Raw genomic sequence first — 24,430 nt, forward strand, 5'->3', positions numbered from 1 at the left:
CTGACGCAGGGCACCTGATGCCGAAACAGAACAGTTGCCCGACTTAGGGTGCAGCCATTCGAGAGCCCCGGGGAGTGGATGAGCGCTCTATCCGCCCCCTGACTAGCCAGTCAAGGCCGCTTGAGCCCACATCGCACCCTCTGGGTCAATTGAACTCGAGCAGCTCCGACACGTCGATCAACGACGGCGGCTCGTGAGAAGTCCGCTCGTTCCAAACGATTTGAATACACCCACTCCACGAGGGCATGTCTCCTTATTCGCGCAACCACACGGCACTGATGCTGGCAGAGAAGACCAACTTAACCATCATGGTCCGCCTCCACGAGGTCTCCCGCTCTGGCTACGCTTGAATAGCCCGGACACCATCGTCGGCGATTATTCGTCAGTACAGTAGGAGGTGCCTCGTTCCACGGCGATTCCGACGAGGTCTAGGGCCCCCGGATCCTCGCCGACCTCCACGCCGGGAAATTTCATCTCCCGCAAAACTGTCACCACGGCCATGAACTGACTGGGATTGGCTGGGATCTGCCCGAAGAAATGGCACAGGCATCGACCTCGCTAATGCGTGATGTCGCCCAGCCAAATCTGGTTCAACGCCCCGATGGCCCACTTGCGCTTCACGGCATCAACCGGGCATATCTGAGGACGCGGGAGGGGTGAGTATATCTGACGACCGTCATCGACACCCACAGCCACCGTGTGATCGGCTGGGCCACGCCGAGAGCCACTCTCGCGACCTTGAGAACAGAGCTCCACTGCCGTCGAGCCTGGCCCACCCGGTACCGAGCGATCCGCGGCGTCGCGCAGCAGATCGATGACGGCTACAATCCCCGCCGGCGCCCCTACTCAATCGGGCATGTCACACCCGTGGACTTCGAGATGCAACACTCGCCTCCGGCAGCAGAGAGCCAATTCGCAACTCACCCAGTATCCATTCTCCCACTCGATCGAGCCCACTCACTGTCAGACAACACGGCGGTTGCGAGACGTACACGCACGCTGACAAGACTGTGAGCAGGTCTTAGGAGACACGCCCTGGGGGGAACCCCCGTCAAAAGGTGAGAGGGCTCCTTTGATTGCTCTGGTCCCAGCGTTTACCCCGTGCGCGGGATGAACGGTTAATGACTAATCTGCGGAGCTCGTGGTGCAGGTATACGCGGTATGCCCCGTAGACGTGCCAATGCTTCACCCAGCGGATATGCCCGATCGACTGCGCAAGCCGAATTACCCTGCTAGTCGAGGACTCCGCGCTTCCCAGTTCCTGGAGATGGCGTGTCTCTTCAAGAGTGGACTGAACACCGTCGTCGACCCGTGCGAGCTGCGGGTAAACGGTATAGAAGTCAATCTTGTGCGCCACGCGTGCAGGCCAGTCGGTAACGGAGGAGACTCTGCGCCCATCCTCAAGCAGAACCTCGGCAGCTGCACGATTTAGCCCGTACGCCCATGCGCCAGGTGGCGGCACAAGGGTCTTGAAAACAGTCCTCGCCAGAGCGTCCTGACGGGAAGATATGACGGTGTAATCGGAGTAGGCGTCGAGGACCACGATCGTCGGGTGGCTCGTTTGAAGGGCCTCCATGATTTCGTCGTTGATTGGTTTCCCGACCAGCCTCGCATCATCTTCGAATACGAGCGAGAACAGGCTACCGCTCGCCGCGAGCGCGGCCCACGCGGCACGATGCGCAAGGGCGCAGCCCACTTCACCCTTAGTGAGTTCCCGGCGCTGCAAGACGCGGGCTGCGGCTTGATCCACGTAGGAATCAAGACCACCGGGCAGTTCATCAACCATCACGCCCTGAACCCTGTGAATGGGGATGCCGTGCTCTCGGAGCTGATCTTCCAGTTCGGTGCCTCGGTAGTTGCGATCGAGGCCAATTACGAGGGCTTCAAGCATGGTCGAATTCCTGCCGTTTGTTTAGGGTCATGTCACTCTATCCGCGCCTGTTATCGCGCCACTAAACCAACTCGGATTGCAGCGCCTTGATAGGGCCCTACGCGGTAACACCCTGGCTTGGCCGCGGGCAGCAACTCGGCTCCCATCAAGCCATTTGTCGACGGAAGACGTCGCGGACAACACAACGGTCGATGAAGCCCCCGTTACTTTCTTTATAGCCCTTGATCGCGTATTCGTTTGAGGGTGCAGGCCTGTCAGGCACGGCATGATTGTTGCCCCCAGTCGTTGATGATCCGGGGTTGTCACTGGTTTCATTGGTATCGGTGATCGCTAATAACGGAGCATTCATGATCGATAATTGCGACAGTGTTGACGTCTTCATCGGCGTTGATGTGGCCAAGGGCGAGCACCACGCAGTCGACCTGGCCCGGGCAGGGAAGGTGCCCTTCGACAAGGCCAAACAGGCTCGAAGAGTGATTGATACTCGGCGACCGCGGCACAACCACCATCCGGCACCTACGCTAGCGCGCCAGCCGTTGCTTCATCCCGCTCTCCAACGGCCTTTCAATGAAGCGATAGAGAAGCGCAGACATAGCGATACAAACAAGAATCGTCCCCACGAGCAGAAACGCGCCCAGCCAGCTGACACCTGGTTGGGCAAACTTGGTTACCTGGGCAATGACGATCATCTGGATGAGATACAGGGCGAATGACCACTTGCCTAGACTCACCATCCACCTGCCACGAAGGGCAGACGGAAGGCCGGCAATATCTGAGGCAGCTGCTGCCGCAATCAGTAGAACCGTTATTGGCAGGTAGGCAAGGTCGAGCACTCCAAGAGGCAAGCCCTTCGTGTCCCCTAAGTGCACACCGGCATGCATCACACCCCAGTTCGCCAGGGCAAGGCCGATGTATCCAGCGACCGCCAGCAGGGTCGCGCGAGGCAGCGACATTCTGATGCGCCAGCCTTTCCGCATGGCCACGGCTAAACAGATGCCAATTACAAATTCACCAAGCCTGTAGAGAGGGTTCGTGTACGTGCTGAAGACAGTTATTGCGGGAAGGTCCATCTGCGATCCGACACCGTAGGCGATAGTCCATAGGAGCATCCCAGCGGCAGCCCCGAAGCCGATCGTGACGCATCGCCGAATCGTTGCTCCGAGAAGGGGGCGCACTAAAAATGGGAAGCAGAGATAGAAAAATACTTCAACCGACAACGACCAGCTCGGCCCGTTACCCCCCGACCGCATGTTCTCGGTCCCCCATGCCTGAAGGAGAAACAGGGAAAGGATAGTACTGAGCCAGTGGGGAGTACCAGCCGCAATGAGAAGGCCCGCCGCGACGATCGTCGTCAAAACATGCAGAGGGCCGATGCGGGCCAACCTGCCAATGTAGAAGTCCCTTAGCGTTCGGTGGGGTTTCCAGGTCCATGTGAGGATGAATCCTGAAAGGACGAAGAAGAACCCCACGCCTATGGGCCCAACGAGACTGAGCTCCTGCAGCCCCGGGAGCGGGAATAGCTCCGGCACCGAGTGCCGAAGTAAGACCACAAGTGCTGCAAAGAATCGCAGCCCGGTGAGCGAGTCGAGGGAAGCAGCCCGCTTGTTCCACGCTGCGCGCTCAAGCGTATCCGCTATATCCCCCGAAGTCATTGCCTGAGTATTGCATGCGCATGGCCGAGTCCCACAACCGACTATCAACCTGTCCGTCAAGCTGATTAGTCCCAGTCGCACATGATCGCGGGAACGACTCTGGCCAACGCTCCGTGCCGCGTTGCCCGCTCTACGTGCTTCAACTGTGGCGCGGAAACTCACGTTTTCACTTGACGCCGAATCGAGTCAAAGTGTGAGAGCTGGTCCTCAGACGGATGAATCGCTCGCCCCACGAACGAAGATCGGGCTGCAAGAAACGGAAGATGAACGGTGCAGCATTCGCGACGATAACAACAGAACTGCAATGGCTACCTAAGTCCCAGCCTAGACTTCACCGCACGTCGAATTCTATCGGTGTGCATCTCTGTACCGTTGGCGAATACCCAACCCCCGGCGCTGAGGCCAGCGACGATTATGAGCAGATAGGTCCAGTGGAGCAGATCCGACGGCCACCGGTTGTTCACCTGAATGCCTAGGGCGGACACAAGCAGAACGAGGATCGGAACGTGAATTGCATAGAGGGAGAAGGAGCTGTTCGCCAGTGTTGAAAACTTCCCGAGGATCGTGCGTTCGGTCGATTCCTTTATGAACCCAGTCGTGAGCGTCGCCACAAGGACGGCTGCGGGCACCGCCACAATGTAGTCGCCGACGATAGTTGAGAGCGAGTTGAGTCCGCGCACCGCAACGGCCGCGCCTAGCGCGGCAAACCCGGCAGTCAAACGCAAGGTGAGCAGGGTCCGCGGATTGATGCGGTGGGCCCATGTATCGAGGCGGGGAGCGCTCGTGGCGACCAGAGCTCCGAGGAGCCAAACTGGGACGTAGACGAGAACGCGATCACCGACGAGAAACGCTGAGCCAATCGCGACGACGATGAGAATGAGCCGGCTGCGCCCGCGAACGAAGAACGAAGAACGAAGAACGAAAGCAGGATGATAGCCGCGATGACGTACATCCAGAATTCGAAGCCGAGCGACCAAAGGGCGGTAATGGACCCGAAAGTAGGGACCCGGATTCCACCCATGAAAAAAACGTTGCCGAAGAAAGTGAGACCGTCGATGGGCCGCTGGTCTAGAGCGACTCCACCGTAGCGAGGATCGCCAACACAGGCAGTCATGGCGCCGAAGTAGCGCCGCCCGATGGCGTCCAGCGCGAGGGTTAGGACCAACGCAGGAACGAGGACGACCCACAGCCGCGTCGTCCTATCAGCGAGGTACGAAGGCCAAGAGAAGCGCCCTTGGCGGGCTTTACGTAGCAAACTACCGCCCACCCAATACCCGCTGAGAACAAAGAAGACCACCACCGCTTGGTGCCCGATCGCTGTCACGCCGTAGAGCGCCACCTGGGCTCCGTTATGTGGGGCGTTATCGTAGTCGACGAGCAAGAGCGTGCGCGCGTGGCCGAGAACGACGAACAGGGCGGCTACCGTGCGGAGGATATTGATCGGCCCGTTGTCGGCAGAAACCAGGATTTGTGGGGGCCTTGACCCCGGTTGGTGGACACCTCACAAGAGAGAATGATTATCACGGGAAACACACGCCGGGAGTTCACTCCTGAGTTCAAAGACGAGGCCGTCAAGCTGGTGATCAACACCGGTCGGCCCGTGTCGACCGTGGCCCGAGAGCTCGGCGTCAAGGAAGCCACTCTGGGCCGGTGGGTGAACCTGTTCAAGGCCAGCGAAGACGCCGGTGAGGGCGGGGTCACGGAGACGGAGAAGGCCGAACTGCTGCGGCTGCGCAAAGAGAACGCCGACCTGAAACTGGACCGGGCGTTCCTAAAAAAAGCCTCCCTCTTCTTCGCCCAGGAAGCCTCGGATACGAACGCCAAGCGTTCGCACTGATGCTGGTGGAGAAGACCAACTTCAGTATCGTCCGCATGGTCCGCCTCCTCGCCGTGTCCCGGTCGGGCTACTACGCCTGGCTGGGCCGCAGCCCATCTGAGAGGCCGGTGCGGCGGGAGAACATCAAGCAGAAGGTCGCGTGGTTCCACAGCGACTCAGACGAGATCTACGGGTCCCCGCGGATCCTCGCCGACCTCCGCGCTGATGGCGAGATCATCTCCCGCAAAACCGTGGCCAGCACCATGCGCCGCCTGGGTTTGGTGGGCATCAGCCCGAAACGCTGGCGCACCACCACGGTCAGCCAGGCCGAGGACGCCTACCCGGTCGACGCCGTCAAACGGCAATGGGACACCGGGGCCCTGAACCAGGTCTGACTGGGCGACATCACCTACCCGAGGACCTGGGAAGGGTGGCTCTATTTAGCCACCGTGATCGACGCGCACTCGCGCCGCGTGATCGGCTGGGCCATCGCCGACCGCACCGACCTCATCAAGACCGCCCTGGTCATGGCCATGGCGCTCCGCGGTGAGCGGCCCGAGCAGGTAATCTTCCACTCCGATCGTGGCACCCCGTCAGCGCAGATCACCGCGTTCGCGAAACAGCACCGCATCACCCGGTTGATGGGCTACACCGGGGTCTGCTGGGATAACGCGATGGCGGAAAGTTTCTTCGCCACGCTCAAGACCGAGTTTTACCATCGACGCGTCTGGCCCAGCAACAACAAGGTATCCCGGGGAGTCGGCGCCTGGATCGAAGACCGCTACAACAGGCGCCGCCGGCACACATCCCTCGGCCAGGTCAGCCCCGTCGACTTCGAACTGCAATACTCAAACCAAAACGCGGTCTTCGCTAAAGCCACATAACCCCGTGTCCACCAACCGGGGGCAAGGCCACGTGTGCGCGCCATGATTCCTCGTCGGCCACAAGCATGAACCGCGGCGCCACAGTAGTTAACGACCAGTCCCGGTTGGGCGCCGAAGGGCGCATCGGCACCCGCAACCGATCAGCGATTGAACCGCGGTCAAGCGCAGGTGCGGCGACGACGCCGGTCCTGTTTTCGGTCGGCATTAACACGGGCCTCTGTGCCAGTAGTTACACCGCCTCCTGGGAGTTGGGACGAACGCAAGCATTCGCCAGGGAGCGGCAGGACTCACTCGATGTGAGAGGATGAAACCTGCCCTAGGGGGATTCAGTGGCCGTAGCCGTCTTGCTTTTCACGCTCATTGGCGGAGTCGTTGGTCTCCTGCTTTTGGTAGCGGCGTTCCGCCGGTGGCCGACGATGCCACTTTATGCTGTCACAATTCTGTCGGCAATCGCATGGGACCTACCAGGCCTCCACCGCATCGCGTCAGTGGGTGACGTGTCGATCACTGCCGAAGACATGGTCATGGTCTCGGCTTTCGTAGCAACCGCCCTGAATCCGGGAAGACTATTGGCTATCACGAAGCCCTACAGGCTGATTCTTGTTGCCCTGACATTGAGCCTCGTCGGAGCGCTCATCGCTGGCCTGTTTCGATTCGACACCGGCATGGTAATGAACGATTTTCGCGCGTTCCTCTTCCCCATCGGATTCACGGCCTGGGCATTGAATCAGGATTGGATGACCGATGCAGGCCAGCGGGCCTTCAAACAGTGGATAACGATCACTGGCGCAACTCTCACTGCCGTAGCAGCCATTCACATTGCCATCTATGGAGTTGGCCAGCCTGACACCTTCGTCGTATCCGTACTTAGTGGAGTGTCAAACACCGGCCGTCCTTTAGCGTCTGATCAGGCGATGCTGCTGGGATTGATAGGCCTTCTCATGTTCAGGGCATGGGGAAGCAGCAGGCCCGGACGGGACCGTTGGGTAGGCATCCTGTTTCTTGCGATGTCCATTGCCTGCCAGCACAGGTCGGTTTGGGTGGCAGTCTTCCTCGGCATCGCGCTTACCTCATTCCGACTCCGCGGGGTAGCTCGTGCGCGTGCATTGGCTGGTGCATTTTGCGCATTGTTGCTTGGTGCTATCGCTATCCTGTCGGGTGCATTGAATGGGGTCGTGAGCTCGCTTTTCGCGTCAGTTGAGAACACTGGAACTCTGGACGGTCGCCTCTCGTCGTGGACCCAGTTGGTCGAGTCCTCATTCGCTCGAGGGATTTGGACAATCCTCCTCGGCGAACCGTTTGGGTTTGGATACGACCGCATCGAGGCTGGCCAAATTATCTCTTACGCGCCGCACAACTGGTACGTGACCGTGTACTTGCGACTCGGCCTAGTCGGTCTCGGTATTTTCATCATTGTTATGACGTCTACCTTTGCGCGTCTCGCGCGCGGTGCTGAGGCAGTAGCTGTGACGGCTGCTTTCTTGGCGATTGCCACATATATTTCGGCATACTCACTATCCTGGACAGTCGCAGCGTTGCTCGCATGGTGTATCGCGGCATCGACAAATGAATCATCTGGGAGAGAACCGCAGATTCCCATGCCGCCGAAAAGGCAATTGGCAGGGAATACCCGGTCCAGTAGGGCGTTCTGACAGGTTACGAGGTGCCAGCCGGAGGTACTACCGGACGGCGGTGGCGTCTTGCTCCCCTCCCTTCGTGCCCGATGTTGGGTCGGCGTGAGCAGCACGGATGAAGCGGGAGAACCGTTCTTCCATGTCAACTCCTCATGGATTTTCTCATCATGCTGGGCAAGGGCACCCCTCGCTCGGTAAGCGTGCGGCTAGCCGGCTGCCAACGGAACGTTAGAGCCCATGCGCACGCTCCAAGAAAGCCACCCGACAGCACGGACGCCGTTTCGGGACTACTCAGAATGGTCCAACCGAGAGCTTCAGCGCTTTTACTTCCAAGCACTGCAAAACATCCCACGACTAGTGCCCAGGCAAACGGCAGCCCCAAGGCCGAATACAACGTTCTTGAGGCCAAGAAGCTTGACTTGGCCATGGTGCCGACGAGAACTATCAAGCCCACCAGCTGGGAGAGGACAGTCGCCATGGCAGCCACGCGGACATCCCGTGTCGCGAAGAAAGCAAGAAATCCAATTCCAAGTCCTCCGACCAACCCCAACTGCGCGAATCGGACTGGACGGAATAACCCTCGCATCTCCAAGCTGTTAGCGAGGATAGTGAATGGCACCTGAAGACCAAAGCTGATCGCAAGCCAGGGCACCAACAGGCTGGCGCTCTCCCACCCCGGGCCGAGCCAAAGCACAGATAGGTCTGGCCCAACGGCCGCCAATACGGCGAAGATCGGGAACGAAACGCTCCCCGCCAAGATCGCAGTATCGCGAATGGCGCGCTTAGTCGTTTCGACCTCTTCGAGTTTCCACCAATGTGGTTGTATCGCCCGGTTCAAGGCTGTTGAGAGTGCCGTACTTGGCATACCAGCAAGAGTGTTAGCTCTTGAGTACTGACCCAAGCTACCTGCTCCGAGCACGGCGCTGACCAGCCATCCCGGCGCTTGTCCGACGACCAGGAACACAACGTTCTGCGTGCTCAGCTTGGAGGCGAACCCAAGCAATTCTCGATGGCGTTGGGGCCCGGGGCCTTGGTGACCGACCTTCCGCGCTGTTGTCGCCGCAGAGAAGAGCACCAGGGGGCCGAGCGCAGTAGTCAGTGCTATGGCCCAGGCCTCGCGGACGGTGAGCGCAACGATCACGGCTACGGCGGCTGGCACCACGAAGGCCATAATAATTGTGATCGAATCAGCGATGGGCCTTTCCTCCTTGCGTAGGAGCGCAGATTCAATCGCAGCCATCGGTCCCAACGCCAGCGCGATGGTCAAAAGGCCAATGTACTGCTGCCCACTAGGGGCGTTGAGGAGGGCCAGCCACAACGGGCTCAGAAAGAAGAAAAGAGTCGCAGCCAACAGACCGCCTAAGGCGGCATACACGCGGACCGAAACAAGGTCAGTTCGGCTGAGCGTCCTCTCCTTGAGAACAATCGACGGCAGCCCGGTAGTCGTCAGGAGGATGAGAAGGCCTTGAAGGCTCAGCGCAGCTGCAAATCCCCCAAACTCCGTCGGAGTGAAGAGACGCGCGGTAACCCCTGAATAGAGGAATTGACCGCCGCTGACGACGAGTTGAGCGCCAAGCATCCATCCAACCCCGTGAGACGCGGCGCGGAAAGTTGTCATGAACGCCTATCCCCTTCGGTCACGCCGAAGAAGATGAGGTCGTCAAAGCTCCGTCGAGCTCTGGCACGGTATTCAAGCTGGTTCAGAAACCCTTGTCGCCACTTCGGCACCTTGCCCTGAGCCACACCGCGACGGACACGAACCTCCCCTTCGGATTGCTGCTTCATTGCTTGAGCGGTACGGCCGCCCCCAGAGTTCAATGCCTCGTGACCCCAAATACTCAGCCAGCCATCGGCTTCGCCAAGTTGATCTTCGTGCCACACGTACGACGCGTCGCTCAAGAAGATCGCAAGCATCGAGAAGCTACTGACACTGGAAATGATGACGTCACAACGGGCAAGCACTGCGAGATCACCAACGGAATCCAGAGCGAGCCCCCGTGGAGGGCATCCAGCCACCGTCAGGGCTGCGTTTATCACCGGTGACGGAGTATCCGTTGCCAGGTAGACGCAGGAAGGGACACTGAGTGATTTCGCGAGACTCTGAACTACATCCACGTACCAGTCCAGCGGCAGCTGCTCGTTGAATACCGCGGGCCTAACAAGCTTCGTCGAAGAGAAGTCACCCCCGCGGATGTGAACACCAATACGCACACTCACGTCGCTCGACCCGTCCATTTCCTCGACGGCAGTCATTGCGCCTGCAGCCCCGAAGATCTCCCGTCTGAGAAATGCGCGGGAACGACGGATTCCAAGGTATCCACCGTGCATTCCAGAGGAATGCAGCACCGAGATTCTCTTTTGGGCGAGAATAGTTGGCGCCAGCGCAGTGACCGCCTCGAAGTAGTCGAACCGTTGCGCCGATTCGATCATCTCGGCGTTGATATCTACAGCCGGCAGCCCTCGAAGCGCGAAATACTTTATCGAGTCCAACGCGCCTGTTTCGAGCTCCTGATCGTATCGTCTGGGGTTGACTCGCCACGGCGGCGCCACCAGCTTCAGACGCAAAGCCCTTGCCCCGAGGTAAGCCTTTGCCCAGGGAAAAACTTCATTCCCGAGACCCGCGCCGCGGGGGCTAATTAGTTTGGGAAGAGACCACAACATTTTTTGAACCATTTCGTTGCTTTGAGAGAAGCGCCTGGAATTTCGATCTGGGAGTGGCTAGGCGCCCAAAGTCTGACTCCGTGATTGTTTCCTGCGCATGCGACGAGAAGGGTTCCCCGGTTGATCGTTGATCAGTGCCTCATATTCTTCTATGTATTGCTGGGCCACGCTCTCAGGCGAGTATCGAGACTGCATCATCTCCGCCGCGACCTTTACAGTGATTGCGGCTGCTCCGGCATCCGCAAGGACGTTCCGAATCCCTTGCGAGATCGCCGCGGGGCTTCTTACATCGATGAGACGCCCAGCTAAGCCATCAAACAGTGTCCAAGGGACCGCACCTGACTCAGCCCCTGCCACGATTGGGATCCCCGCAGCCATGGCCTCGAGGAGGCATATCCCTTGCGATTCTTCAAGGGAAGAATGACAAAACAGGGTCGCCTCCGCGAGGTGGCGTGAAACTTCCGAACGGCTTAAGCGGCCGAGGAACCGCACTCCGCTATCAAGGCCCTTTGCCCTTGCCCAATCGTTCATGGGCCCACCTTCTTCAAGCCCCGATCCGATCAATCTCAGCTCCAGGTCAGGCCAGGTTTTTCTCACTTCTGAACATGCAAGGAGGAGACCCCGAACGTTCTTCAGTGGGGATGAATCTGCAATATCGAGAACGACTGGATAATCAGCCCTGCTGACCCGGGGCAGCTCAAGTTGCGGAACTGGATTTGGGATTACTCTCATGGTTCGTCGATATAACATCTCACTTCGCCAGCGAGACACTAGATAGGGCGAGACCGCTGACAACTTTTTCGACGAGAAACGTACTTTATAGGCCATGAGAGTCCTCACGGCCCGATAGGGGTCTCGCATGTGCCGAAGGATTGTCAATGGCGCATCATGAGCTGTGACAAGAACTGGAGCGACCCTCGATTCCAATGCTGCGAGTGCGAACTCGTAGGTCCAGTGCGCGTGGATGACATCCGGATTAATGTCCCGCAGAACTCTTTGAATGCCCTGACGTTCTTGACGAAAGAAATCCAGTGCGCGGTCTCTGGCCCTGGCCCGAGAAGGGATGATATAGAGATTCAGATTGGGCCCGGAATAGGTAAGAATTCCGTCAGTGTCGCCCGCGGTAGTAACAATAGAAACCGTGTGACCTAGTCTCATGTACTCGACAGCGAGCGCAGGAATTAGCGGAAAAGGGTATCCAGACGACTTGACCGGGTCCGGAAGAAAAGGCTGCAGCATTTCAAGCGTTGCCGGCCCACACAACGCGATGTGCCTACTCACTTGCGATCTTCCCAATCACACGGCAAGGATTTCCGGCTGCAATGGACCCCGGAGGTATGGACCGGGACACAACCGATCCGGCGCCGATGACGGATCCCGTGCCAATTCTCACACCCTTGAGGACGATAGACCTAGCGCCGAGGAATACGTCATCTTCGATAACCACCCGATCGCCGATCACCGGCGCAGGCATGGGCAGGAATCGCCGCGAGACGCCGATTGGTGGGCGAACAACGTGATGGTCAGAGTCTGTGATAATCACGCCCGCCCCGATGAGGACTCGGTCCCCAATAACTATTTCCTGGGACGCGCTAATCGTCATGCTCGTCATTCCTGTGTCGTTCCCTATCAACAGCTGAGCCCTGCCGTTGGTCGTCCGAATCAGAATGGGACCGCGCGCCTCCAACGTGTTCCGGCGCGCTGAGGCATTTAGAATGACGTTCTCGCCGAGGGAAACTCGACTCCCAGGACAGGCAAAAACGAGCACCCGGCCGTGGAGCTGAACGCTCTGGGGCGCCTGAACTCCTCGAAAGCGAAGGCTCTGCACTCGAAAGGACATCATTACCCCACGGATAAATCTCACTATGGGCCTGAGTGAATTGCGAATCAAATGGAAATCTACTTTCAGGTTGCTGTTCGCTGTCGGGCTCCGACATGACGCTGATCTAGCCCGCCCGTAGAACTCGTCGCGTAAGCCATAGGCCGTACGAGATCATGATCACGGACCACCACGTCCATGCGTTGCTTTTCCGCAGTATTCGGCGGAGAGAATGATAATTACCGCCTCCTTTGGCACCGGTGAAAGCCCGCCAATCTCCACGAATTGATCCGCGAAGCGGCGGGGCATTTCGGGGACACGCCCCATAGGTGCCCGGCGCTAACACCACGTCAATGCCCAGTCGCTGGCACCGAAACCCATAATCAATGTCCGCGAACGCGTGCGAGAATTCGCCGTCAATGCCGCCGACCACGCGGGCAGCCTCTACTGGAACGGCCACCAAATTGCCGTTGAAAGTGTCTACCAGCTGAGATTGCGCCGTTGGCATGATAAGGGCGAGGTTGAGCGGGTGCCGGCCATTTCTCCGCATACCGGAGTACGTTATCTTGCTCGTGTCCGGGTCCCTCATCGCTCCGACAACCACCGCACCACGATGTTCATTGAGCGTCGGGAGTAGGTCTTCGAAGGCCTTGAGATCGATGTCCACATCGTCGTTGAGCCAAACGATATATTCGTCGTCACCACCTTCTGTGCTGGTAAGTACCTGCTGCTCGGCCAGCGCCATACTCTTGGCCCAGAATGCACTCCCGTCGCCCTTCAAAATGAGAACAGTGTGTCGCAGGGCGGATAGTGCATTCGATGTTCCATCGCGGGAGCCATCGTCGAATACTGTGAAGTCGACTTCGATCCCCGCTGCGTCCGCGGTCTCCTGGGCTTTGATCACAGATCGAATGGTCAGCGCCCTGCGATTATGGCAGGCAATGATGACGTGAAATCTCACAAGCGGTCCCCCATTAGAACCTGGCGAATGCCATCAAGAAAATTCTCAGCCATAATCTCAACCGTGTATTTGGTGCCGTCCTGAATGCACGCTTCCCGAAGCCGGGAAAGAAGCTTGCTGTCATTGATTGTCTCGACAAGGGCTCTGGAGTAAAGAATTACCGTGTCACCGGCCACGATAGAGTTCCGCCCATTGACAAGGTACTCAAACTCAGGGGCGTGCCAACCCCAGTCCGTGGTGATTATTGGCAGTCCCGCTGCGAAGCTGTCCACGGCGACGAGTCCTACTCGCCCGGGCATGGCAAGAACCTGCGCCGAGGCCAGAGCGACTGCCTTCCGAGTCCCGTCGACGGGCCCCAAGTAAGTGAGCCAGTCGTATCGGGACGCCCAACTTTCCACTATCGACCGAAGGGGGCCGTCTCCAGCGATGACCAAGCGAAAATTGCAGTCCAACTCAGACGACTTCTCGGCCGCCTCGAGAAGGAATTGAAGGCGCTTCGACTCGTCGAGCGCACCCACAAACAATGCGGTTTTATCCCTCAGGTCATACCGCTCTCGAAAAGACTCAACCTCCACCTCTTGGACTGAAGAGATCCCGGCTCGGAGCGCAGAGGTATCGATCGAATTTTGTACGACCGTCGTCCGCTCGCGGGGATAGCCATCCTTTACGACTGCTTCAACTCCCCCTTGCGTGTAGGCGAAGAACCAGTCAGCCCGGGAGGTGAGCCAGCGCGTAACGACGCGATCGGCCCCCCGTGTGCGCCTCGTGTAATCCCGGCCATGTCCCCACAAAGCAACGACGCGACCTCTCGGCCGCCGAGCGCCCAGTAGTTGATACGCATCCAGATTCCTACGCGCCTGCTCCAGAATGATTAGGTCAGCATGCTTGGCGGCGGCCGAAATCTTCCGGACGACAACTCGGCGGCCCAGTAGAATCCACTCTGTATGGAGAAGAGGGACGACAAAACTGACAGTTGCTGAATCTCCTCGCATCGATTGGGCGCCGTTAGGGCGGCCGCATGCGACCACTATGTCAATCTCTTCCGCAGCGGCCCGACTGTGCAATTCCTCCCAGAATGCAACTCTGTACTCCGGAATGTACTCCTGGAGAATCATTACCCTACGCATGTCTGTTCAAGACCTTCTCACTCATCATTTCGCTGTAGAGCGTTTCTGTGCGAGCGAGAAACACGTCACGCATGAAATTCTTTTCATAATGGGATCGAGCGAGTTTGCCGCTCAAAACCGGGTTCTCCACTGCTTCGCTCAGAGCACGCTGAAGGCCATCCCACGTCGCAAACACGGCGCCAGAACCTGATTGCTTCAAATCGTCCGCGGCGCTACTACCTGCAAGCGCGACAATAGATCGACCGGCTGCAAGTGCTTCTACGTAGGACAAAGGAATTCCCCCTTCAGCACATTCGCTCGGAAAAACGAATCCCTTCGCCCCCGCGAGCACTTCTGGAAGGTCTTCCTGGTTGAGCTGGCCCCCATACACGATATTAGAAGATTCTGCCTCTGCAGCTACGACTTCCGCCTGCAAAGGGCCACTACCGAAAACGAGCAGGCTCTCGCCCGCGGGCCAATTCTTTAGGAGGTTGGTGATACCTTTTTCTTCAGAGAGCCGACCGACATAAACCCAGGATTGCCCTGGATCCGCTTCGGGAGTGAAGCCAATGTCTTCAACGAAATTGGGAATGACAACGACTTTTTCGTCTGACAAACCGAAGCCTGTGTAGAGCTTTCGGGAGCGACCAGACAGGAGAATCACCTTGTCAGCGCGCTCTAGCAGCCGATCTCCCGCGAGACCGTGGCGGTTGCGAATCGTGAGCGGAAGAGTGGCGATCAGGGAACCTCGGTAACAGCTGTGCCGTACTGACTCGAGCGGATTCCCATCCGGACAGCGGGTGCAGTGCTCCCCGTCCCGAAACAGAGTGCCCGCAGCGCACACCGGGCGGAAGTTATGCACTGTGGCGACGATGGGGCCGCCCCATTTGCCTAGCCACTCGTGGCCCCAATTAGGAAAAAGGTTATGTACGTGCACGATGTCGGGTGCAAATCGCTTGAGTTCGTCGAGTGGAGACGCTCCTCGGCCTGTCGCGACATTGATCGCGGAGCGCACCTTGTAACCAGGCAGGGTTTCAAGTTTATCTGTCCTCGCAGCAATGACGCGCACGTCAACACCGTGTCGACGCAGGGCACGGATTTGAGCGTCAACGACGACATTTTCTCCACTTGATTGCCTACTGGAGTAGTAGCTGTGAATAACTGCAACTTTCAAGTCCCGCCCCGTTCCCGTTGGTCCCTAGCGCCTCGGCGCGATGAGCGCCGCCTTCAAGAAACGAGCATTTCCAAAAACGTACCGTTTCCAGAGCCGGCGTGGCTCGCTGCCAAGGCGGTAGGCCCACTCGAGCCCCGAGGATCTCATCCAGGGCGGCGCCTCCTTTTGCGTGCCTGCGGCAAAGTCGAAGGCAGCTCCGATCGCGACTGCGGTGACCGGCAGCACGGACGAGAGCCGGACAACCTCGATGTCTTGCTTCGGTGTTCCCAACCCGACCCAAACGATCTGCGCCCCGCTGACGCGAATCCGCTCATCCTGTTCATCGATTTCGCGTTTGCTCATGCTGCGAAACGGCGGACTTTCGACACCGACGATTGCCACCCCAGGGAATCGACTGGTCAAGTTCTCTTTGAGAAGCGCCAAGACCCCAGGTGTGGAACCGAGCAGATAGTGCCGAACGTTCGCCGTAATGCCCTCTTGAAAAACGTCAAGGAACAGCTGGGGTCCACGTACCTGTTCGAGCCTCGGCGACTGCCTTCGCAGTACCGAGACCCACCCAATTGGCTTTCCGTCAGGGTAATTGATCGCAGGTTCAGCCAACAGAACTCGATATTCAGCAGACTTGTCGGCCAATGCGACCGTGTATGCATTCGCAAGGTGAACATGGTGCCCTTGGCCTAGCAGCGCCAATGCGATAACCTGCTCCACTGCGGTTTCTGGGCTTGCAGACACGAAGTCGACAGACCCGACTCTGTGACGCACAGCCCTGATCAATCCCACAGGGAGGGCCTCCGCCTGGGGATTCGTGTTCGTGTTCATGTCTTTCCCTCATGCGTGAGTACTTCGTTTTCCGTGAATCGTATTGTCGCCACGTGGAGCATTAGAAGGCCCCGTCCCTTGCCAACACAGCCTTGACTGTGCGCCACAGGATGACAACGTCGCCGGTTATCGACCAATTCTCGACGTAGTAGAGATCGAGGCGCACTGTGTCTTCCCAAGACAGGTTGGAGCGTCCACTCACCTGCCACAAGCCAGTAATGCCGGGCTTGACAAGGAAACGCCGGTGCACATGAGACTCGTAGCCGTCTACTTCACTTTCCAAGGGTGGGCGAGGCCCGACCAGCGACATGCTGCCGGCAAACACGTTGAAGAGTTGCGGGAGTTCGTCAAGACTGAAGCGACGCAGAACTTTGCCGATGGAAGTGACCCTGGGGTCGTTCTTCATCTTAAACATGACGGAGTTGCCCTCTGTTCGCTCTACGTGTTGCAGCGAATCCAATAGCTGTTCAGCGCCAGTCACCATTGATCTAAACTTCAGCATAATGAACGGACTGCCGTTTACACCGACACGCTCCTGGCGGAAGAGCACGGCCCCAGGGGTGCTAAGCCGGATAACGACGGTGACGATAAGTAATACCGGGGATAGGGCGACGATCAGGAGCGCTGAAGCGAATATGTCGAGGGCTCGCTTGGTGAAGAGCTTGCGGCCGTCGTACCGCGGCGTCTCGACGTGAATTAAGGGAAGCCCGACAACTGGGCGTGTGTGAATTCGCGGGCCACCGATGTCTGTCAGGCTCGGCGACACAACCAGATGCTGCCGTCCCGGTTCCAGACTCCAGCTGATTTGGCGAATGCGGTCTGGAGCCAACTCACTGTTGTTCGTGATGATGACCGTGTCCGCCAAAACATCGGTCATGGCTATCTGCAGGTTGTCGACGTCTGCGAAAACGGGAATCTCAGTGCCTGGGATGGTCCTTGGATTAGCGCCCTGAATGCATGCACCCACGACCAGGTAACCGGACGTTGGCTGTCGGCCCAGTTCCTTTGCCAAATGCTGCACAGATGCCCGCGAGCCCAGCAAAACCACGCGGGACACGAATCTGCCATCGAGACGCTGCGCACACAACCACTGGCGCCACAGCCACCGAGAGACGACGAGCACGGCGATGCCGAGAGGGAACGCGATTAAAATGTAGCCACGAGCAACGTCTATGTGCAGTAAGTAGGCGGCAATTGCAAGGATGCCGAACAGACGCACAGACGCGCTGGCCACCAGTTTGTACTCGTCAGGGCCGGTTCCGAGAACGCGAGACTCGCGGGTGCCGTAGATATGGAGGAGCATCATCCATCCCACGATGATGCTGACGGAGACCAAGCTGTAGTCGATGACTAGTTCGCTCGCGCTGCCTCGAAAGGAGACATCGGCCGTGTCGAGCCCAAACCGGAATATTTGCACGCCAAAGACGACGCAAACGAGGACAAAAAAGTCAGTGATCGCCAATCTGACGGCATAAATGTTGCGCCAGTCACGGACAGGGCGCTGGATCAACGGGGGGGCTGCTGTTTTTTCTTCGTTCATTCCCCCGGCTCGGTAGATTGCTGCCGAGCCGTCCCCCCATCTGATGATCGCTTCGTGGTGTCGCCGTGGCCGGTTGCAGTCACGTCCCCAGCTCCAAGACCGGCCCGAATAACAAAATCATGCGAGCCTGTCGGAGTCGGACTTGGAGGCATCTCTGCAGCCATGCGTCTGAACGAACTAGGCCCATGACGCACCGCCATCTGTCGAGCGGGCGAACGCGTCGCCCGCCCAGATCCAAAGCGTTCCGTCTTCGGCAACAGAGACGGCCGTCTCACCAGGGTTGATCGTCGCGGCCAAGCAGGCCCGATCGGTCGCATCAAGCACACCGTCCGCCGATACCGCCACCAGCGACACTCCGATGCAACCAGCCGGGTTGGCTACCGCGATTTCAAAGCCACCCGCCGTCGCGGCGAGTGCTGCAGCACCAGGAACTGATGTTGGCGCCGACCACGTTGCGCCGGCATCCTGCGTCGTGAAGACCGAGGCGTCGGTGCAGAGAACAGCCGCGCTGGAGTCGTCCGTTGCCGCGATCGTGGTGACAGCTTCGCACGGGGCCGCAGCATCACCACTTGGGCTGTGCACAGTGGCAGGAGACGCCGGGTCGACGTACCACTCGACGGCAACTCGCTCGGGATAGGCCCTCCACTGGTTGCCTGCCACGAACGTGGAGACGAGCTGCGGTGCGCAATCGGCAAGGTCGAGGGTGACCAGCGAGGTCTCAGTGTCATCGATGACATTGATGGCCAGGATGGATGAGGCGTCTGTGTCGATTGAGGCGTTGAAGCTTTCCCAGGTGGCACCGGAATCGGTGGTTAGTTCAGGTTCTGCGGAAGCAACGGAGCACGCGCCGGTGGAGGCCCGCCAAGCGGTTGACGCATCTAGGGCTGCTAGGAGGCGTGTGGGGGTGACTGTTGCCGTTGCCTCGGTCTCGACAGGCTCGACCACCGTTGGTTCAGTGGTCTCGACAGGCACGACCACCGCGGGCTCACTCGGCAGCGCCCCGGCTACTGTTCCGGCACTGGAAGCCGGCTTGGTGGCGGTGAGAGCAAAGAACACAAGGCCGATGTCGAACAGAAGGAAGACGGCCAGGCCCCCGACGAGCCAGCGACGGCGCGCAAGAATGTTGCGGTTCTTGCGACCGCTGGGTTTGTTTGCAGCCATGGTGCCCTCCTAGGACTGCAATACTCTTGCGGATCGGTAGAACAGCGACACGACTTCGTTCACGGCTGGCACAAGCTGACGAGCGGATTCTGCGTAGACCTCATCGCTGCGCCGATAGGGGTCAACAACGTCGTCGTCGTCGGGCGACTCGGGCGGGTTCACTGCCCCGCGCTGTGAGGCCGCGAATCCCACCAGCGTGGAGAAACGACCAGCGACGTTATCCAGAGGCAGCATTGCAGCTTCGTAGAGGTCTTCGTCGGTGACTCCGCTGACGAGCCGCGCGAATTCGCGAATGGTGAAGGTGTAGCGAATGGCCTTGGGAAAGAGTTCCGCGATGGCGCGTCGGTGTTCCCGCGACATGGCGAACACCAGGTTCGCCTCACTCAGGTCCTCTGCTGTGAGCACTCGGGCGACGTGCCCCGAGGGTTCGCCGCCGAAGTGTCGAGACAGGTCAGCAGCTTCGTCGGGCATCGCCTGACCGGTCAGGCCGATCGTTCCGGCGCTGCCCAGCGTAACCTCGGGCCAGGAGGCCAAACCGACTCGCAACAGCTGCTCGGCGAGAGGTGAACGGCAGATATTGCCAGAGCACACCGTGAGGATTCTGAAGCCGGCCATTAGGCGGTTCTCCGTCTAGGTTTGCCGAAGCCGCGGCGAGTAGGTGCAGACTCGGCCTCAACCACTTTCTCTTCCTCATAGGCAGTGCCGTAGCTGTACTGGCCATAGCCGTAGGAGTCGGGCCCCTTAGTGGGGAGCATCGTGACGACCATGCCCACGAGCCGGCTGCCGGCGCGTTCAAGCGCCTGCAGCGCACTGGACAGTTCATTGCGCTTGGTGCGGCCGGAGGCCACCACCATGATAGCGCCACCGCAGAGCTTGCTCAGCACGGCCGCATCGGTGACCAGGAGCAGGGGCGGGGCGTCGATCAGCACGACATCGAATTCGTCGGTAAGCACGGCGAGCATGCGGGCCATGGCGGCGGAACCGAGCAGCTCGCTCGGGTTCGGGGGAACGCGGCCGCTGGGCAGCACGAACAGTTTGTTCTTGCCCCATTTTTGGAGAACGTCGGGCAGTTCGGCCCGCCCGATCAAGACGTCGGTGAGCCCGACACCACCCTCGATGCCCATGTACTCGGCGACGCGAGGCAGGCGCAGGTCGCCGTCGACCAGGGCGACCCGGGCGCCGGTCTCGGCGAGCGCGATGGCGAGGTTGGCGGTGGTGGTGCTCTTGCCCTCACCGGGGATGGAACTGGTGACGACGAAGCTGCGCGGACCACCCTCGATGTTCACGAACTGAAGGTTGGTGCGCAGACTGCGGAACGACTCGGCCCTTGGGTTCTTGGGGTCGGAGTGAACCACCAGAGGGCGAAGTCGCGCATCGGGGTCATTGGTGATGCCGCCGAGAATGGGGGCGTCGGTGACGAGATCGATGTCGTGCAGGCTGTGGATGCGGGTATCAAGTACGCTGCGCAGCACGGCAGCGCCAATGCCGACCGCCAGCCCGACGAGCAAGCCGAGCACGATATTCTGAAGCACGTTCGGGCTGGCCGGCGCTGCCGGAACGAGGGCAGGCTGGATGGTTTCGATTTTCACGGGACTGACAGCCTCCCCGTCGGGCTTCTCCAACTGATCGACGACGATTTTACTGAAGTTCTGGCCGACTGCATTGGCAATCTTGGCGGCGAGCACCGGGTCACTGTTGGTGACCGTCACATCGATCAGCACCGTGTCCACCGGCGAGGACGATTCGACCATTCCTGCGAGCTGGGCAGCGGTGAGATCAAGCTGCAGATCGGCGATGACCGTGTCTAGCACGATGGCGCTGTCCACGACGTCGACATAGGACGTCACGGCCTGGCGAGCGAAGCTGGTTCCGGCGACGAGCTCACCGCCTCCCGCGTCACCGGACGACTTAACGGAGACGTAGAGCTGGGTGCTGGCAACGTAGCTCGGCGTCGTGGCGATTGCCGCGGCGGCCGCGGCCGCAATCCCAACCAGGGTCAGGGCCAGAATCAGGATCCAACTTTTGTGGAGAATCCTGAGGTAATCCTTGAGTTCCACGCGCGTTCCTCCGGTAGTACTAGGCAGAGAGGAGCCGCTCGAATTGCATTATCCCCTTGTCCATCCTTGCACATAGGGGTATTGGGCCACCCCCCATGGGGGGTGTGAAGTTCTCTCGGGTTTTCGTACGGGTGCTACAAAGACGGCTGGAGGGTGCCGTCGGGGGCGACCGTGAGCATCCGTGGCTCGCCGGCGTCGACCACGATCGAGGCGATCGTGGCGCGGTCGGCGGGCAGCAGCCGGGCGATCAGGTGACCCTGAGTGAGGGCGTCGAGCTGGGCAGCCACGATGGCGGCCGCGGCGGCCAGCTGCCGGGGCGGCCGGTCGGTGCTGTCGTCGAGCAGGGTCACGTCGACGCCTCGGATGCGGGCGGCGCGGGCCGCGGTGATCACCGGCTCGACGAAGAGCGAGCGCCCCCGGATGGCGTCGCGCAGGGTGGCCTCCACGAGCAGGCTTTCCGCTCGCAGGGTCGGTTCAATCTGCAGGGGATTGATCTGCAGGAGGTTGTTCTGCAGGGCGTCGCTTTTCAGCAAATTCGCGAGGCGCTGCAGGGTGGGCCGGGCCAGCGTGTTCACCCGGGTCAGCTGGGTTTCGCGCTCATCGAGGGCCGCCGCCGCCGTGGCCGCCGCGGCGCCGCTGCGGGCTCGCTCCCGGTTCAGCCCGGCCAGGGTCTGGGTAGAACGCTTCAGACCCACGGCGAACAGGGTTCCGGCGAGCAGGGTGCCGGCATGACGGATGGCCAGGTTCACCCCGTCGAGCAGCGACAGTCCGTTGAGCAGCGCCCAGACGATCGAGATGACCGTGATCATGCCGTAGCCGTACCATGCGAATCCGGGCTGGCCGCGCACCGCCAGCACGACCAACAGCATGGTGATGGCGCCGAGGTACCAGTGGGCGAACGGGGTCGACCCGACCGGCGGCACCGGGAATGCCGTGGCCACGGCGGACAGCCCGCACAGCGCGAGCACCATGACGGCGTTGCGAGGCGACACCGGGTCAGGCACGACGAGGGTGAGCCAGGCGGCCGCCGCAGACACCGCCACGAACCCGAGGATCTCGTAGGGCAGGCCCCACAGGGGTTCACCGTCGGCGAAGGCGAGAACGGCGTGCACGGCGATGAATCCCATGAGGATGGACGTGGACAGGACCTTCGGCAGGCGGGTCACGCCCTTAAGCTGCGTGGCGGGTCGCGGCGGGGTTGGGGGTGCGGTCGAGAGGGACGGGACCGGCGGCGCGGGGACTGCAGGTGCGGGCGTCCAGGAGACCACCACCTCGGTGCCGACGCCGGGGCGGGAGCGCACGGTGGCGGCACCGCCGGAGAGGCGCTCCATGCGGCCGATGATGCTCTGCGCGATGCCCAGGCGCTCGGCGGGCACCCGCGCGGGGTCGAAGCCGACGCCGTTGTCGTGCACGGCCACCCGGATGCCGCCCTGGTAGCTGGCCACGGTAAGGGTGCGGGCCACCGGGCTCCGCACGGGCTCCTGCACGTCGGCGGCGACCGAGTTGCGGAGGGCCTCGCCGACGGCGCCGAGCAGGGCGGTCACGGCGAGGGCGGGCACCGTGAGGGTGCCGGGCAGGTTGGAGGTGATCTGGGCATCCGGTGCCAGCTCGGCCACCAGCCGCTGGAGGCGCCGGGTTACCTGGGGGCCGGGCATGCTCGGGTCGGGTAGCGGGGCGCGCAGGGCGTCGAGCCGCACCAGGGTGTCGGCCGCGTGCCGGCTCAGCACCGGCACCGGGGTGCCGCCGCGTCCGGCCATCAGCAGGGTTGAGATGACGCTGTCGTGCACCAGGGCGTCGATGGTGAGCCGCTCGCGTTTGCGCGCGAGGCGGTCGGCGCGGTCGACGAGTTGCACGCGGGCGATCGTGGCCGCCTGGTCGACCTTGCCGGCGCTGCGGCGCGCCATGGTGGTCAGTCCCACGAGCATGCTCAGCAGCAGGAAAGAGTAGAGGCCGTCTTCCACACCGACCAGCACCGGGGAGGGGTCAGTCGAGGTGGCCGCACGCAGCAGCCCGCTCATCGTGCAGACCAGCACCAGGTAGGCCCAGGCCGTGCGGTCGCGGGTGGTCACCGCCACGGCCATCACGGGCACACCGGTGAGGGTGATCGCCCAGGGGATGTCCGCGCCCGCCGGCAGCGGCTCCGCCCGTTCGGTCAGCCAGAACATCAGCAGCAGCACGAAGAGGGCCCCCTCGGCGAGCGCGATCACCCGCAGCACGCGCAACGGCACCCGGCGTGAGAGCACGGCGAGCAGCATCGGCAGCCCGAAGATCAGCAGCCATGCCGCCACCGACCAGGACCGCTGCGGCTTCCAGGCCTGCTCGAGCACGGTGCCCAGGCAGAGCAGCCCGAAGACAAGGGCGGTGGGCCCGAGTGCGCCGTAGAGCAGGCGGGCGAGGCGCTCGGTCGAGGACTGCGGCCGGATTGGCCGGGTTGGCCGGGGCGGCCGGGTTGGCCGGAGCGGCCGTGTCACGGCTGGCCGGGGATGGGCAGCAGGCCGTCTTCCAGTGCCCGCTTGTAGAGGTCGATCTTGGTGTTCGCCGGGCGGCCGACCCGCTCATATTTCGAGCGCACCCGACGGATGTAGTCGATCACCGTGGCCTCGGAGAGTCCCATCCGCGAGGCCACCAGCGGTGCCTTCGCGCCCGCAGCGTAGAGCGAGAGCACCTCGCACTCGCGCACGCTCAGGCCCGCGTCGGAGAGGTCGGGATCGCCGTCGAGGGCCGCGGCCCACTCGGTGGAGACCACGGTCTCCCCCGCCGCCGCCCGGGTGACGGCGTCGAGCAGCACCGCGGTCGGCTCGGACTTGCGCACCACACCCAGCACGCCGCTGCGCGCCGCGGCCCGCATCAGAGCGGCGTCGTCGCCACCGGTGAACGCAAGCACCGCCGCGCCCGCCCCGCGCAGCCGGTCGACGTTGCCGGTGGCGGTGGACCCGTCGGAGAGCCGCAGATCCAGGATGACCAGGTCGACGGGCGTCTGCTGCACGGCAGACTCGAGCAGCTCGGTCACGGTCGCGACCGTGGCCACCACCTCGATCTCGGGGATCGTGGCGAAGAGGCCGGCGAATCCGCGGGCGACGATCTCGTGGTCATCGATCAGGGCTACGCGAAAGCGGGACATCAGCGATCCTTGGATTCTCGGGGCGGTGCCTGCCGGGGTCTCGGGCAGGGTTCAACGACGTGCGGAGTGACCCCTGTTCTGGTGCCACAAGAAGTAACGGCTGGTCAGTCCGGAAAGCGGCCCTTACGTTTAGG

23 protein-coding genes are annotated in these 24,430 nt (G+C 60.8%); 4 read left to right on the forward strand and 19 right to left on the reverse strand.

What is annotated here, in order from left to right; genetic code table 11:
* Positions 1-1,051: 1,051 nt before the first annotated feature.
* From CXY79_RS03630 to CXY79_RS16860, 5 genes are all read right to left on the reverse strand, one after another.
* Positions 1,052-1,891 carry a glycosyltransferase family 25 protein gene (locus CXY79_RS03630; protein ID WP_104099794.1) on the reverse strand — a complete coding sequence of 280 codons (840 nt, stop codon included), beginning with the start codon at positions 1,889-1,891 and terminating at the stop codon, positions 1,052-1,054.
* Between the two features lie 145 nt (positions 1,892-2,036).
* Positions 2,037-2,291: a hypothetical protein gene (locus CXY79_RS16135; RefSeq protein WP_199186719.1), complete on the reverse strand. Its 255-nt coding sequence runs from the start codon at positions 2,289-2,291 to the stop codon at positions 2,037-2,039.
* 121 nt (positions 2,292-2,412) lie between these two features.
* On the reverse strand, positions 2,413-3,543 hold the full coding sequence (locus CXY79_RS03635; protein ID WP_104099795.1) for an acyltransferase: 1,131 nt from the start codon (positions 3,541-3,543) through the stop codon (positions 2,413-2,415).
* Positions 3,544-3,851: 308 nt separating this feature from the next.
* On the reverse strand, positions 3,852-4,268 hold the full coding sequence (locus CXY79_RS03640) for a hypothetical protein (protein ID WP_146068081.1): 417 nt from the start codon (positions 4,266-4,268) through the stop codon (positions 3,852-3,854).
* A complete protein-coding gene (locus CXY79_RS16860; RefSeq protein ID WP_104099797.1) occupies positions 4,259-5,011 on the reverse strand; it encodes an acyltransferase family protein in 753 nt (250 codons plus the stop codon). The genes CXY79_RS03640 and CXY79_RS16860 overlap by 10 nt, the downstream gene beginning before the upstream one ends.
* A gap of 45 nt (positions 5,012-5,056) precedes the next feature.
* Here CXY79_RS16860 and CXY79_RS03650 point away from each other — a divergent pair, with 45 nt between their 5' ends.
* From CXY79_RS03650 to CXY79_RS03665, 4 genes are all read left to right on the forward strand, one after another.
* On the forward strand, positions 5,057-5,380 hold the full coding sequence (locus tag CXY79_RS03650; protein ID WP_104099798.1) for a transposase: 324 nt from the start codon (positions 5,057-5,059) through the stop codon (positions 5,378-5,380).
* The gene (locus CXY79_RS03655) at positions 5,380-5,754 is read left to right on the forward strand and encodes an IS3 family transposase (protein ID WP_104099799.1); all 375 of its coding nucleotides are present in this window, start codon (positions 5,380-5,382) and stop codon (positions 5,752-5,754) included. Before CXY79_RS03650 ends, CXY79_RS03655 begins: the two co-directional genes overlap by 1 nt.
* Before the next feature lie 9 nt (positions 5,755-5,763).
* On the forward strand, positions 5,764-6,243 hold the full coding sequence (locus tag CXY79_RS03660) for an IS3 family transposase (protein WP_255409013.1): 480 nt from the start codon (positions 5,764-5,766) through the stop codon (positions 6,241-6,243).
* Positions 6,244-6,740: 497 nt separating this feature from the next.
* Positions 6,741-7,895: an O-antigen ligase gene (locus tag CXY79_RS03665; RefSeq protein ID WP_146068082.1), complete on the forward strand. Its 1,155-nt coding sequence runs from the start codon at positions 6,741-6,743 to the stop codon at positions 7,893-7,895.
* 124 nt (positions 7,896-8,019) lie between these two features.
* On the opposite strand, the gene CXY79_RS03670 is transcribed toward CXY79_RS03665, so the two are convergent.
* The 14 genes from CXY79_RS03670 to CXY79_RS03735 form a co-directional block, all read right to left on the reverse strand.
* On the reverse strand, positions 8,020-9,495 hold the full coding sequence (locus CXY79_RS03670; RefSeq protein WP_104099802.1) for an oligosaccharide flippase family protein: 1,476 nt from the start codon (positions 9,493-9,495) through the stop codon (positions 8,020-8,022).
* Entirely contained in the window at positions 9,492-10,538 is a 1,047-nt protein-coding gene (locus CXY79_RS03675) for a hypothetical protein (protein ID WP_158250216.1), read from the reverse strand. The genes CXY79_RS03670 and CXY79_RS03675 overlap by 4 nt, the downstream gene beginning before the upstream one ends.
* A 57-nt stretch (positions 10,539-10,595) precedes the next feature.
* On the reverse strand, positions 10,596-11,777 hold the full coding sequence (locus CXY79_RS16865) for a glycosyltransferase family 4 protein (protein ID WP_369827930.1): 1,182 nt from the start codon (positions 11,775-11,777) through the stop codon (positions 10,596-10,598).
* Between the two features lie 34 nt (positions 11,778-11,811).
* Positions 11,812-12,381: an acyltransferase gene (locus CXY79_RS16870; protein WP_104099805.1), complete on the reverse strand. Its 570-nt coding sequence runs from the start codon at positions 12,379-12,381 to the stop codon at positions 11,812-11,814.
* A 103-nt stretch (positions 12,382-12,484) separates the two neighbouring features.
* Complete coding sequence (locus CXY79_RS03690; protein WP_104099806.1) at positions 12,485-13,318, reverse strand: glycosyltransferase family 2 protein; 834 nt, start codon at positions 13,316-13,318, stop codon at positions 12,485-12,487.
* Complete coding sequence (locus tag CXY79_RS03695; protein WP_158250217.1) at positions 13,315-14,433, reverse strand: glycosyltransferase family 4 protein; 1,119 nt, start codon at positions 14,431-14,433, stop codon at positions 13,315-13,317. The genes CXY79_RS03690 and CXY79_RS03695 overlap by 4 nt, the downstream gene beginning before the upstream one ends.
* Before the next feature lie 4 nt (positions 14,434-14,437).
* Entirely contained in the window at positions 14,438-15,598 is a 1,161-nt protein-coding gene (locus CXY79_RS03700; protein ID WP_104099808.1) for a glycosyltransferase family 4 protein, read from the reverse strand.
* 24 nt (positions 15,599-15,622) lie between these two features.
* The gene (locus CXY79_RS03705; RefSeq protein WP_104099809.1) at positions 15,623-16,417 is read right to left on the reverse strand and encodes a WecB/TagA/CpsF family glycosyltransferase; all 795 of its coding nucleotides are present in this window, start codon (positions 16,415-16,417) and stop codon (positions 15,623-15,625) included.
* A gap of 61 nt (positions 16,418-16,478) precedes the next feature.
* Complete coding sequence (locus CXY79_RS03710) at positions 16,479-17,957, reverse strand: sugar transferase (protein ID WP_104099810.1); 1,479 nt, start codon at positions 17,955-17,957, stop codon at positions 16,479-16,481.
* Positions 17,958-18,134: 177 nt separating this feature from the next.
* Positions 18,135-19,118, reverse strand: a complete 984-nt coding sequence (locus CXY79_RS03715) for a hypothetical protein (protein WP_104099811.1) — start codon at positions 19,116-19,118, stop codon at positions 18,135-18,137.
* Positions 19,119-19,127: 9 nt separating this feature from the next.
* A complete protein-coding gene (locus CXY79_RS03720) occupies positions 19,128-19,733 on the reverse strand; it encodes a low molecular weight phosphatase family protein (protein WP_104099812.1) in 606 nt (201 codons plus the stop codon).
* A complete protein-coding gene (locus tag CXY79_RS03725; protein WP_104099813.1) occupies positions 19,733-21,175 on the reverse strand; it encodes a polysaccharide biosynthesis tyrosine autokinase in 1,443 nt (480 codons plus the stop codon). Before CXY79_RS03725 ends, CXY79_RS03720 begins: the two co-directional genes overlap by 1 nt.
* A gap of 134 nt (positions 21,176-21,309) precedes the next feature.
* On the reverse strand, positions 21,310-23,646 hold the full coding sequence (locus CXY79_RS03730) for a sensor histidine kinase (protein ID WP_104099814.1): 2,337 nt from the start codon (positions 23,644-23,646) through the stop codon (positions 21,310-21,312).
* Complete coding sequence (locus CXY79_RS03735; protein ID WP_104099815.1) at positions 23,643-24,296, reverse strand: response regulator transcription factor; 654 nt, start codon at positions 24,294-24,296, stop codon at positions 23,643-23,645. The genes CXY79_RS03730 and CXY79_RS03735 overlap by 4 nt, the downstream gene beginning before the upstream one ends.
* Positions 24,297-24,430: the final 134 nt, after the last annotated feature.

The sequence above is a fragment of the Cryobacterium sp. M96 genome, assembly GCF_002929845.1.
Classification (GTDB): Bacteria; Actinomycetota; Actinomycetes; order Actinomycetales; family Microbacteriaceae; genus Cryobacterium; species Cryobacterium sandaracinum.